The 12,095-nt window shown below is 66.2% G+C and carries 8 protein-coding genes; 1 reads left to right on the forward strand and 7 read right to left on the reverse strand.

Annotated features, from left to right (window positions below; all coding sequences use genetic code 11):
* Nucleotides 1-144 precede the first annotated feature (144 nt).
* The gene (locus ABEA50_RS21815) at nt 145-1,410 is read left to right on the forward strand and encodes a PucR family transcriptional regulator (RefSeq protein ID WP_345497488.1); all 1,266 of its coding nucleotides are present in this window, start codon (nt 145-147) and stop codon (nt 1,408-1,410) included.
* Nucleotides 1,411-1,619: 209 nt separating this feature from the next.
* On the opposite strand, the gene ABEA50_RS21820 is transcribed toward ABEA50_RS21815, so the two are convergent.
* From ABEA50_RS21820 to ABEA50_RS21850, 7 genes are all read right to left on the reverse strand, one after another.
* Complete coding sequence (locus tag ABEA50_RS21820) at nt 1,620-3,233, reverse strand: GMC oxidoreductase (protein ID WP_459077166.1); 1,614 nt, start codon at nt 3,231-3,233, stop codon at nt 1,620-1,622.
* 277 nt (nt 3,234-3,510) lie between these two features.
* Nucleotides 3,511-5,130: an MFS transporter gene (locus ABEA50_RS21825; RefSeq protein ID WP_345497489.1), complete on the reverse strand. Its 1,620-nt coding sequence runs from the start codon at nt 5,128-5,130 to the stop codon at nt 3,511-3,513.
* Nucleotides 5,131-5,687: 557 nt separating this feature from the next.
* Complete coding sequence (locus tag ABEA50_RS21830) at nt 5,688-6,962, reverse strand: dihydrolipoamide acetyltransferase family protein (protein WP_345497490.1); 1,275 nt, start codon at nt 6,960-6,962, stop codon at nt 5,688-5,690.
* 26 nt (nt 6,963-6,988) lie between these two features.
* The gene (locus tag ABEA50_RS21835; RefSeq protein WP_345497492.1) at nt 6,989-7,972 is read right to left on the reverse strand and encodes an alpha-ketoacid dehydrogenase subunit beta; all 984 of its coding nucleotides are present in this window, start codon (nt 7,970-7,972) and stop codon (nt 6,989-6,991) included.
* Nucleotides 7,973-7,994: 22 nt separating this feature from the next.
* Complete coding sequence (gene pdhA / locus ABEA50_RS21840) at nt 7,995-9,197, reverse strand: pyruvate dehydrogenase (acetyl-transferring) E1 component subunit alpha (RefSeq protein ID WP_345497494.1); 1,203 nt, start codon at nt 9,195-9,197, stop codon at nt 7,995-7,997.
* An 11-nt stretch (nt 9,198-9,208) separates the two neighbouring features.
* A complete protein-coding gene (gene lpdA, locus ABEA50_RS21845; protein ID WP_345497495.1) occupies nt 9,209-10,666 on the reverse strand; it encodes a dihydrolipoyl dehydrogenase in 1,458 nt (485 codons plus the stop codon).
* A gap of 163 nt (nt 10,667-10,829) precedes the next feature.
* Nucleotides 10,830-12,002, reverse strand: coding sequence for a PucR family transcriptional regulator (locus ABEA50_RS21850; RefSeq protein ID WP_345497496.1), 1,173 nt, complete (start codon nt 12,000-12,002; stop codon nt 10,830-10,832).
* Nucleotides 12,003-12,095: the final 93 nt, after the last annotated feature.

Raw genomic sequence — 12,095 nt, forward strand, 5'->3', positions numbered from 1 at the left:
CACGGTGACTCACCGACCGGTTCACACCGGACGGCGCGGCTCGGCGGTCGGCGACGCCGCATCGGCATCGCGGGGAATCGAACGCGGGCGGAGTATCGCGTGCCCGCGACGGCACGGGAGCTACACGTCATGACATTTTCCCCGATGGAACTGCTCGCTGGTTCGTCGGAGCCCGTCCTACTGATCGGTGGACGGGCGGCGGCCACGCCGCTGCGTGACACCGATCGGGTCACCGCCGACGTGGTCGATTACTTCGAACGGTACGTCGCGCCCTGCTATGGGCTGCCGGTCGAGCAGCTACGCGAGGATTTGGTGCAACTCATCCACAGTTGTCTCGTCCTCGTCACCGACATGCTCGACCACGGCGCGGTGCCCGCGACCTCGGAGCTCGGCGCGATCCGTGCGGCGGCGACGCGGTGGGCCGGAGACGGTGTCCCGTTGACGGCGATCGTGCGTGCCTGCCACGAAGGGGCTCGGATCGCCTTCGGTATGGTCACGGCGCCCGCGAAGAAGGACGATGTCGAGCAGTTGCGGGTCGCGGGCGAATTGATGCTCGAGCTGATGAACGCGATCATCGCGGGGGCGTCGGAGGCATACGTCACCGAACAGCTCCTGGTCACCGAGCGGTATCAATCCGCGACCGAAGGGGTGGCTTCCGCACTGCTCGGCTATCGCGGCCACCCGGTGTCGGCCAGGCGGGTCGGCGTGGCGATCGCCGACTCGTATGAGGTTGTGGCGCTGACGATCCCGGAGCACCCCGACGAGCGAGACGCCGAGCTGGACTCGGACATGGCCGCCCGGCGAAAATTGCGTCGTCTGCGGTCGGAGATCGCCGCCGTGTTCGGTCCTCGCGCACTGGCTCTGCTCGGGCCCGAAGGTGGAACCTTGCTGATCGCGCTCGGTGCCGCGGCCGAAGCTACCGTGTGCGTCGAGACGTTGGCATTACTGTCGGAGGCAGCGCAGGTGCCGCTCACCGCGACCGTGGTGATCAGCGATACCGATCAGATTCCCGAATCGGCGGACCAGGTCCACGAGTTGCTCACCTTGGTGCGGTCGGGTCGTCGTCCACCCGGTCTTTATCGCATGCGGGATCTCGACATCGAATATCAGCTCACACGCAGTCGATTGGCGACCCGACGGATCGCGGCCGTCCTCGACCCGCTCCACCAGCATCCAGAACTGTTGGAGACCGTGCGTAGCTACCTCGCCAGCGACATGAACCGGCAGCGCACGGCCAGCAGGCTGTACATCCACCCCAATACCGTCGACCACCGGTTGCGTCGTGTGGCACGGTTGACGGGTATCGAACTGACCACCTCGGCGGGGATCTGGCGTGCGTCCGTCGCGCTACTGGCATACGACCACCTCGATAAGGCAACACCGGGCGCGGACGACCAGGCCGCGAACTGACCGGTCTACGGACTCGGGTGAACGCGATGACGAGCCCGCGGCCCGCCACGCGGGCCTACCGCCGGTCGGGATTGGGGAGCACGAAACCGGCTGTCACGACGTCGGATTCGCGCCGGGTCGGTCCGCGCGACATGGATGACGGGACGGCATGGGTACCTCTCGGTGCCGAACCGCACCCAGTCCGCGTCCCGGTGCGTACGGTGTTCGGATCAGAACACGACGCCGACGTCCTCGGCGATGATTCGATCGATCGCGCGCTCGGCGACCGCCGCTATCGTCATCGACGGATTGCACGCGCCGGTATTACCGGGGATCAGCGCTCCGTCCAGGACATATAGGCCCTGCTTGCCGTGGACGCGCCCGTTCAGGTCGCACACCGAGCCCATCGGGGCGCCGCCGAGTGGATGCCAGGTGCTCGGTGCGATGGCATTGGTGTCGGTGACCTGGCTGGCCGGTCCTGCGATCGTGTGGACGCGTTCGGCGATGCGCGGTTGCAGGTCGTTGTCAGCGTCTTCGGGCCAGTACAGCTTCGCACCATCGGAGGCCGCGTCGTAGGTCATCCGTCCTCGGCCACGGGTGACGCCGAAGCCGACGAGCATGGTCGTGCGAACGTCCGCGCCCGCGGGAGGTATCGAGGCCTGGATGACGGTATTGGCGGTGTCGGGATCGTCCCACTCCTCGCTACCGTAGACGACGGGTCCGCCCTGTTCCGCGCCGAAGTCGTCGCGCAGGCTGGTCCAGGTGTAGATCCGGTCGCCGTTGTTGCCCCACGCCGAACCCAATCCGTCTGGCAGATCGGGGATATGACCGTTCGCGGCGGACCGCAGCAGCAGCTTTGTCGTGTTCATCGTGCCTGCGGCCATCACCACCGCGTCAGCGGTCAGAATCTTCTGTTCGACCACCGCACCCGCGAGGTCGGTCCGGTCCACCGAGACCTGCCAGCGACCGTCCTTGGTTGTCGCGACGTCGGTCACCTCGTGCAAAGTACTCACGCTTGCCAGGCCGGTCGCCTCGGCTCGGTCGATGTAGGTGACGTCGACGGAGTGTTTGCCGCCGTTGTTCACGCCGAGTGCGCAGTCACCGTTGGTGTAGGACTTTTTCATTTCGCCGTCGAGTTCTCGCATCGCGAATGACCAGTCGATCGGCATGGGGATCTTCTGTAGCGGGTATCCGGCGGCTTGCACGTTGCGGGCGAAGACTCTGGCAGGAAGATAGGAGGGGCTGTTGATCAACTCGTCGGGCGCGGTGGCGGCGCCGAGCATCCGCGCGACGCGCGGGTAGTAGACGCTGTCCATCGTCGAGTAGTCGAGTTGTTCGGGCAGCACGGTATTGAACACCGCCTCCGATGGTTGCAGGGTCATTCCCTGGTAGACGAGCGAGCCACCGCCGACACCCGCGGCGCAGATCGCGGTCATGTTCTCGCCGAGCACAGTTTCCAGCAGTCCCGCGTAGGGCTCGAAACCGACCGGCTTACCGAACACTTGGGGTACCGAGCGGTGCCACAGCATGCGTTTGTCGGGACTCGATGGGTGCGGGAACGTTTCGGCGTTCGGCCCGGTGGGCCAGCGAGTGCCACGCTCGAGTACCAGAACCGGGACACCTGCCTGCGCCAGGCGCAGTGCGGTCACACCGCCGCCGAACCCGGAGCCGATCACGATGACGCGATGGTCCTGCCTGGTCAGCGGAATCGCGCCGCGTGCCCGTTCGGTCGTCGCGCGCGCCTGGGCGGGCGGCGTGTTGGATACCAGCGGCACGGCTGCCGCGCCGAGTGCGGCGGCGGTCAGTAATCCGCGTCGCGACAAGCCGCTGCGCTGGGGTGGCAACCTGTCCGCCGATTCGGCCTCAACAGTAAAACCATTGCTGGTCAACGGAATTCCTTTCGGTTGGTTTCGACGCGCGGTGTCGAAGGATGGGTTTCTCGCGTAGGTGGCGCAAGCGCACCTCGCTCGATGCCCCGCCGAGTCCGGTGGTGCCAGCACGTGCGTGCGGTTGTGCCTCCCCGGCCGCGCCGCAGCAAATGCGCTGGCGCGAAAGATGTTTCGTCGTTCTGGATGGTCGCCCTCGGCGCGACGAGTTGGGCGCCGAGGACGACCACGGGTACTAGGCGCCGCCGGTGGCCGGGGTGCGGCCGTGGCGCATGAACAGCGCGACGATCAGGGCGATCAGTGTGGTGGCGGTGACCATCCAGAATCCGATGACCCAGCCGTTGTCGGCATATACCTGAGGGATGGTTTGGTCGACGGTGCGGCCCATGACGTCGATGTGCGCGGTGATCGGGCCGTTGTTGAGCAGCGCGGTGACGACGGCGATACCGACGCCGGAGCCGATGCTCTGGGTGACGCCGAGCATTCCGAGACCGATGCCCTGTTGCTCCTGCGGTACGGCGTCGACCATGAGAATCGGTACGGCGGCGTAGAAAAGACCGAAGCCGATGCCGAAGATCGCGGCGAGGATCGCGAAGACGAGCCAGCTGTAGGACGTGGTGGCGAGTGCGTAGCCCGCGCTGACGCTGGCCATGACTACCAGGGCGACGATGGCGGGGGTGCGTGCGCCGGTGCGGCGGGCGATGATGCCGCCGAGCGGTCCGAAGATCATCGATACGATGCCGGTCCAGATGCCGAGGTGGATCGCGTACTGCAACAGCGAGAAGCCGCTGCCGTAGCTGTAGCCGGGCTCGAGGGCGACTCGTACGACCGAGATCGGCAGCGTGGCGCCGGTCATTTGCTGTGCTTGGTCGACAACACCCTGCGCCACAGTCCCTTTCAGCTCATCCGAGCTGGGTGTCTGAGTCATGTATCCCAGTGCGTAGGACTGCACGGCGAGGACGAAGACGCCGAAGAAGGTCATCAGCAAAACCATGCTGACCTTCGGGTGCCGCAGTAGTTTCATGTCCATGATCGGGCGGCTGACCCGGTTTTCCACCACGAAGAACAGCACGATGAGTACGACTCCGGCAACCAACCAGGCGAGGGTGGTCGGTCGACTCCAGCCCCAGTCCTGCCCCTTGTCGAGATAGAGCAGGGTCAGTCCGGCGCCGCCGGACAGTAGCAGGGCGCCGATCGGGTCGATGCGCTCTTTCACGCGCAGCTTCGACTCCGGCACGACCAGCATCACGATCGGGGTCATGATCAGGGTGAAGATCGCCAGGAACCAGAACATGGCTTGCCAGTCGAAGTGGTCGACCAGGAATCCGCCGATGACTGGGGCGAGGACGCCGGAGAACCCCAGCCCCGCGGCCGCGAGGCCGAGACCGACAGGAACGTACCTGCGCGGCATCAGGTCTCGGATCAGGCCATAGGAAATGACCTGTGTGGCAATGGCGAACGCCTGGAGCGCGCGGCCGATCAGGAACAGTGTCCAGTTGGTGGTGAGCGCATCGATCAGGCAGCCCGCGATGAACAGTCCGCCGCAGCACAGAAACAGCCGTTTCTTGCCCCAGACGTCGCTCATTTTGCCCAGTAGCGGCGTAGCGGAAGCGCCGACCAGCGTGAGGATGATGACGGCCCAGCTCAGGTTGGCGCCGACCGTCGGAAACGTCGCGCCCATCTTCTGCAGCGCCGCCGCGATCATGATGTATTGCAGCGGTGCGACTTCGGTGTACAGCACGATCACCGTCAGTACGGAGAACACGCGCCAGCGCGAGGCCCCGTCCAGCCGCCCGGTATCGGTCACGTCGTTGTCGAAGCCCTCGGGCGGTGGGGCAGTAGCTGTGTTGGGCATAGGACTCTCCAGAGAGTGAGCACAGGCTGCGGACTGATTGCCCGCAGGCCGAGGGCGGTCGGGTGAACCGGCAGGCCGTCGGCCGACATCTATGCTGCTATTGAAACTCTCAGAAAAGCAAGTGTTATTTTCACGAATCGGTAATCATATTCTCCAAAAACTGGCCGGACGATGGCGTGTGGGCGGGTATTCCGCCTGTTCACGTAATCTGTTGCGCCAGTTGGACAGTCCGAGGCGGGGGACGAAATAGTCGCTGCGACTGAATGCTGTTGCCCAATATGCGGGGTTGAAATTGTGACAAGCTACATTCGTCTTTTCGCAATAGAAGCCATGGTGCATCCGACTATGGTTCTGGGGTTCGGTCGGGTGGGCAGGCAAGCACGTATGGATCGTGCGTACCGCACCGGTCGACGACGCGGCTGGGTCGACGACATGGCTGGGTCGACGCTGCGGCGCCGCGGCCGGAAGTGAAGGCCGACCGCGGCGTTCGCGAGGCAGGGGCGCGCTCCGATAAGGCGAAGCCGGAGCGGAGTGTGGGCGTGTGGTGGGAGGGCTCGTTAGACCACGATCAGCATCGGCTGTTGCAGAAGGGTTTTCAGCTCTTTCAGGAACTGCGCGGCGATTGCGCCGTCGATGGCGCGGTGGTCGGCGGAGAGGGTGACCCGCAGGATCTTGCGGCTGACGACGTTTCCGTCGTGGAGCTGTAGTTCGTCGGTGGCCGCGCCGACAGCCAGGATGGCGGCTTCCGGAGGGTTGATCACGGCGGTGAAGTGTTCGATGTCGAACATGCCGAGGTTGGAGATGGTGAAGGTGCCGCCGGTCATTTCGTGGGTGCCGAGCTTGCGGTCGCGGGCTCGTTCGGCCTTGTCGCGGCTTTCGGTGGCGATGGCGGAAACGGCCTTGCGGTCGGCGTCGCGAATGACCGGGACCAGCAGGCCCGCCGGAGTCGCGACCGCGATGCCGACGTGCACGCCGTGGTGGCGGCGCAGCGTCTCGCCCGCGAACGAGGCATTGACCTGCGGGTTCGAACGCAGGGTCAGCGCGACGGCCTTCACGAGTAGATCGTTGACGCTCACCTTGCCCGCACCGGTGTGTGCGAGAGTCGCATTGATCTGCGCACGGAACTCCAGCAACGCCGTCACGTCGATCGCACTGGTCAAATAGATATGCGGCGCTTGCTGTTTGCTCTCGGTCAGTCGCTGCGCCGAAACCCGCTGGATCGCGGTGAGCGCGACTTCGTCGTAATCGCCGGATGCCGGGGTGGTGGTGGCGTCGGGAGACGCACTCGGCGCAGGTGCACTCACGGCCGAGGCGGCCACGGACCCCTGTGTCGCAGAAGAATCTGCCGCGGTGAAGGATTCGACATCCAGTCGGGTTACGCGACCGCCAGGTCCCGTGCCGACGACCGCGGCGATATCGATGCCGAGCTCGCGGGCGATCTTGCGGGCCAACGGAGAGGACTTGACCTTCCGGTCGCCCGGTGCGCTCTCCGCCGCCGGAACCGGGGTACCCACCGGGGTCGGTGCTGCTGCCTCGGTGGTCGCCGGTTGTGCTGCGGCGGTGGCGGATGGGGCGGGGGTGTCCGCCAACGTGGCGCTGCCGTCGCCGACGAGCGCGATCGGCACCCCGATCGGCACGCGCGCGCCCTCTTCGAAGAGGATCTGCTCGAGCACGCCGTCGTCGTAGGCCTCCAGCTCCATGAGAGCTTTGTCGGTCTCGATCTCGGCGACGATGTCGCCGCGCGAGACCTGGTCGCCGACCTGTTTGAGCCAGGAGGAGACAACGCCGTCCTCCATGGTGTCCGACAGGCGCGGCATGATGATTTCAGGCAAGGGGGTGTTTTCCTTCGATCTCGGGCTCAGCGCCGCTTGCCCACGGCCGCAAGCGTTTCCAACGCGGCGGTGCGCAGGGATTCGGCCGACGGTAGGGCGAGTTTTTCCAACGGCTTGGCATAGGGCAGGGGTACTTCGGCCATGGCTACCCGGCGTACGGGGGCATCGAGGTAGTCGAAGGCTCCGTCGGAGATCGAGGCCGCCACTTCGGCGCCGATCCCGTAGGTGAGCCAGTCGTCCTCGCCGATGACCGCGCATCCGGTTTTGCGCACCGAGGCCACCACGGTGTCGCGGTCGAGCGGTCGCAGGCTGCGCAGGTCGATCACTTCGGCGGATATGCCCTCGGCGGCAAGCTGTTCGGCGACCTGCGTGCAGACCGTCGCCATGCGGGAATAGCCGATCAAGGTGATGTCGGTGCCCGTGCGAGTGATCGCCGCCTTGCCGATCTCCGCGGGAGCGGTCGCGTCCGGCACCTCGCCCTTGGTGTTGTACAGCGACAGATTCTCCAGGAACAACACCGGATCGTCGTCCTCGATGGCTGCCTTCAGCAGCGCCCGCGCATCGGCGGGGGTGCTCGGCGCGACGACCTTCAAACCGGGCACGAACGCGTAGTACAGCTCGATGTTCTGCGAATGGGTCGCCCCCAGTTGCTGACCGCCGCCACCCGGCGTGCGAATCACCATGGGCACGTTGGTCTGCCCGCCGAACATGCCGTAGATCTTCGCGGCGTGATTGACGATCTGGTCGAGTGCGAGCAACGAGAAGTTGATCGTCATCAGCTCGACGACCGGGCGCAGGCCGAGCATCGCCGCGCCGATGGCCGCACCGACGAACCCTTCTTCGGCGATCGGAGTGTCACGCACTCGCTTCTCGCCGAACTCGGCCAACAGTCCCGCGGTGATCTTGTAGGAGCCCTCGAAGACGCCGATCTCCTCGCCGATCAGGAAAACGTCGTCGTCGCGGCGCATCTCTTCGCGCAGGGTCTCGCGCAGTGCTTCGCGGTAGGTCATGACAGCCACGGTGTGGTCCTTTTCAGACGGTAGCGGTGCGTGGCCCCGTGGGCGCGGCATCGGAGACGGGGAACAGCGGGTCGGCGGGCAGGCGTCGGGAATCGCCCGCGACCGGGGTCGCGTAGTTGTAGTCGAACAGGCTCGACGGGTCGGGATGCGGGCTGGTGTCGGCGAATTCGACCGCGGCCGCGACCTCGGCGGCCACCTGGGTCTCGACCTCGGCGGCGGAATCCTCGGTCAGCACCTCGGCCTCGAGCAGCGCCGTGTGCCAGCGCACGACAGGATCGTTCTCGCGGGCCACCGAAACCGCCTCGCCGGTACGGTATTTCGCGGGATCGACGACAGAGTGTCCCTTCAGGCGGTAGCTGACCGCCTCGAGCAATGCGGGTTTGCCCTCCCGCCTAGCGGTTTCGATCAGCTCACTCGCGACATCGCGCACCGCGAGCACATCGGTGCCGTCGACCCGCTCGCCGCGCATGCGGTAGGAGTGCGCGCGCTTCCACAGATCCGGTTCCGCGGAGGACTTCTCCACCGTGGTTCCCATGCCGGTCTGGTTGTTGATCACCAGGAAGACAATCGGCAGCCGCCACAACGCCGCGATATTCAACGACTCGTGAAACGCGCCGATATTCGTGGTGCCTTCCCCCATCTGGCACACCACCACATCGTCGTCGCCACGGTAATCGATGGCCAGTGCCGCACCAACGGCCAAGGGAACCTGCCCGCCGACAATGGCGTAGCCGCCGAGCAGTCGGGTTGCGGTGTCGTACATGTGCATCGAGCCACCCCAGCCCTTGGAGGTGCCGGTAGAGCGGCCGTACAGCTCGGCCATGACCCGGCCGGGTTCGATGCCCTTGGCCAGGGCGTAGCCGTGCTCGCGGTAGTTGGTGAACAGGTAGTCGGTGGCACGCATCGCGGCACCCATGCCGACGACGGTGGCCTCCTCGCCCAGGTTCAGGTGGCAGTAACCGCCGATCTTGGCCTGTTGGTAGCTCTGCGCGGTGCGCTCCTCGAAGCGCCGCACGAACAGCATGTCGCGGTAGAGGCCACGCAGCGTTTCGGGATCCGTTGCGGCGATGCGGGTTTGGATAGTCTCTTGCTCGACATCCGGATTCGATGGCACCTCGGCGGCAGTGGCACCCGCCTTGGCGGTGGCCGGGCGAGTGCGGCCTCGGGTCGAGGTCTTGCGCGCGGGGGTTTTGCGGGGGGTGGGGATGGTGGTCACGAGGGGTCTCCTCAACGCTTGCGGGACGGGGCGAGGTGTACCGGCAGGCCGAGCCCGGTCAGGGCTGCTTCCATACCGATCTCGCCGAGTGTGGGGTGGGCGTGAATGGTGTCGGCGAGTTCGTCCAGGGTGGCCTCCAGCGATATCGCCAGCGCGCCCTCGGTGATCAGATCGCTGGCCGAAGGGCCGATGATGTGCACCCCGAGTACTTCGCCATGCTGGTGGCCCGCAACGATTTTCATGAAGCCCTCGGTGTCGCCGAAGGTCTTCGCGCGGCCGAGCGCGGCGAACGGGAACTTGGCGGTGACCACCTCGTGGCCCTCGGCCTTCGCCGCGTCCTCGGTGAGCCCGACGCTGGCGATCTCGGGGTGGGTGAAGGTCGCGGCGGGGATTACGGCGTAGTCGATGTGCGCGTCGTGACCGGCGATGACGTCGGCGGCGGTGAGCCCCTGATGCGACGCTACGTGTGCGAGCAGTGCCTTGCCGGTGACATCGCCGATGGCCGACACATTGTCGACGTCGGTACGCAGTTGCTCGTCGACTGTGATGAAACCGCGTGCGTCGGTGGTGATTCCGGCCTTGTCCAAGCCGAGATCGGCGGTATTCGGGCGACGGCCGACGCCGACGAGCACCACGTCGGCATCGATGTCGCGCGCATGGGCGCCGCTGACGCTGACCCGTAGTCCGGTATCGGTGGATGCGATCGCGGTGACGGTCGACCCGGTGAGTACCCCGATGCCGTGCTTGCCGAACGAGCGGCCGAGGGCGGTGCCGATCTCCTTGTCCTCCAGGGGAACAAGACGATCCTGCATCTCGATGACGGTCACTGCGCTGCCGAAGGTGGCGAACAGGCTCGCCCACTCCGCGCCGACAGCACTGCCGCCGATGACGACGAGTCGAGCGGGAATCTCGGTCAGGCCGAACGCGCCGTCCGAGGTGATCACGCCGGGCAGATCCGCGCCGGGGACGGGCAGTTGCGCGGGTACCGAACCGGTGGCGACGATGACGTCGGTGGCACTGACCGTGCGCGTGGCGGTGGTGGTCGGTGCGGCCGCGTAGCGGGGGCCGTCGGGGAAGACGGGCGAGGGTCCGGCGTCGAAGATGTCCACGGTGGTCGGCCCGGTGAATCGCGCGTGCCCCTCGAGCACGGTGACGCCGTTGGCTTTCAGCAGCCCGGCGACGCCATCGGTGAGTTCGGTGACGATGCGGTCCTTGCGGTGGCGAACAACGCCGAAGTCCACGCCGAGACCCTCGGCGTGGATGCCGAAATCTGCTGCGTCCTTGACGCTTTGGTAGATCTCGGCGGAGCGGAGCATGGCCTTGGTCGGAATGCAGCCCCAGTTCAGGCACACACCTCCCGGCCGTTCCTTCTCCACCACGGCAACCCGTAGACCGCGTTGCGCCGCACGGATGGCCGCCACGTATCCGCCTGGGCCACCACCGATTACCAATAGATCGAACTCCGGCACTCGTGGTGCTCCTTGTCTCGACGAAATGGGCCCGGCCGTGCTTGTGCTCGGGCTGTCCCGTCGAGTTTTGTCGCGACCGCAACGGCGAACAATGACCTCGAAGCTCAGAGATCCCGTCGGCGAATTGGGCGTTGCGCCCAATCGGCAGTCGGCGCGAACGCGCTCAGGCCGGTTCGCGCAGCTTCAGTGCCGCCAACGCCAAGGAGAGCTCCACATAGGAGCGCTGGGTTTCGAGTGGGCGCCCGAGCAGCGCCGATATCCGATTCAGGCGGTTGATCACCGTGTTGCGGTGGCAGTTCAGGTGCGGTGCCGCGTTCGCCGCGGAGCACCCGTGCGCGAGCCAGGCGGTGAGCGTCTGCAACAGGAGTTCGCGTTCTCTGTCGGGCAGCGCCAGTACCGGCCCGAGGCCGTGGCTGACCAGCAAGGCGGCCAGATCGGGTGAACGGACCAACAGTGCCTCCGGGTAACGATCCTCCAGCGACACCAATCCGTTCGCCTCGCCGGTCATGGTGTCGAGAGCGGTGACGGCGAGTGCGTGCGCGGTGCCGACCTCGGCGAGACCGGGGACGCGGGGTGAGGCCGCACCACAGCCCGGTAGCTGCTCGCGGATGTGGTGCAGCACCGTCGTGACGCTGTGCGCCGCGATCGAGACGAGGCCGACGGTGGTTTGCGCTCGGTCGTGCCAGACGGATCGAATTCCCAAGGCCGCCAACGCTGTTTCGGCGCCGATGCGCAGCGGGGGAGTGGCACCGCGCGCGGCGACAACGAGATAGCTGCCCTCGATCGGGAGCGCGAGCTCACGCGCGGCACGGGCGAGGAAGGCGACGTCGTGTGCGCGGCCCGCCAGCAGGTCCTCGATCAACGCGTGCCGGTGGCGTTCGTCGCGACGCACCTTGTCTAGTTCGGTATTGCGGTACGCGGTGACCAGCGACGACGAAAGCCCGTCGATGACCGCCCACGTGGCTGTCCCGATCTCGCGGAACTCCGAGGAGCCGGTGTCGTCGGAGTGGGTGACCAGGGCTTCCCACACGATTCTGCCGCCGAGGCGGAAGGTTCGCAGCATCACCTCGAGCGGAACACCTTGTTGCGCGCGGTGTTCGCCGATCGAGGCGGCGACTTCGTCGTCTTCGATGACGACGCCGGGGTTTTCCAGGAGGTCGAGGATTCGGGTCAGATAGCGGCGACAGCCGTCCTGTAGATCCAGGCGTGTGACCGAGGAGTAGTCGGTCCAGTCGGGGTTGTCGGTGAAGATCGCGACGATCAAGCGGCGAGTCAATGCCGCGATCTCGGCGCGGCACGCGGCCAGCAGGGTCGCGGTGCTTGCTGCGGGAATCAATGGATCACCTGGTTCTCGACAGTTCCGGTTGTTCCGGAGCTCTGGTCGGTTCCCGGCTGGTGGGCGGGGACCGGTCGGCCGCTGCCTCGGTGG

The organism is Nocardia callitridis, from assembly GCF_039543305.1.
GTDB classification, from domain to species: Bacteria; Actinomycetota; Actinomycetes; order Mycobacteriales; family Mycobacteriaceae; genus Nocardia; species Nocardia callitridis.